Origin of the sequence: Allobosea sp. ASV33 (assembly GCF_016428755.1) — a bacterium.
In the GTDB taxonomy this organism is placed as follows: domain Bacteria; phylum Pseudomonadota; class Alphaproteobacteria; order Rhizobiales; family Beijerinckiaceae; genus Allobosea.
Genome location: NZ_JAELTI010000257.1, coordinates 1 through 320, shown reverse-complemented (window position 1 = coordinate 320; position 320 = coordinate 1). Strand labels below are relative to the sequence as shown.

At 76.9% G+C, this 320-nt stretch carries 1 pseudogene; it reads left to right on the top strand.

Annotated elements, in window-relative coordinates:
- Positions 1-124 (top strand): annotated as a pseudogene (locus JHD80_RS27420) (CinA family protein); the annotation flags it as partial.
- Between the last annotated feature and the right edge of the window lie 196 nt (positions 125-320).

The following is a 320-nucleotide window of genomic DNA, read 5'->3' as shown; positions in this document are numbered from 1 at the left end:
CATGGCGGAAGGCGGGCGCCAACGCCTCAATGCCACTTTCGCGGTCTCGATCACCGGCGTCGCTGGCCCCGGCGGCGGCAGCGTCGAGAAGCCGGTCGGCCTGGTTCATTTCGCCTGCGCCGGTCCTGTCTCTTATACACATCTGACGCTGCCGACGATTAACCTTCGGTGTAGATCTCGGTGGTCGCCGGAGCAGTAAAAAGGGGGGGGGGGGGGGGGGGGGGGGGGGGGGGGGGGGGGGGGGGGGGGGGGGGGGGGGGGGGGGGGGGGGGGGGGGGGGGGGGGGGGGGGGGGGGGGGGGGGGGGGGGGGGGGGGGGGG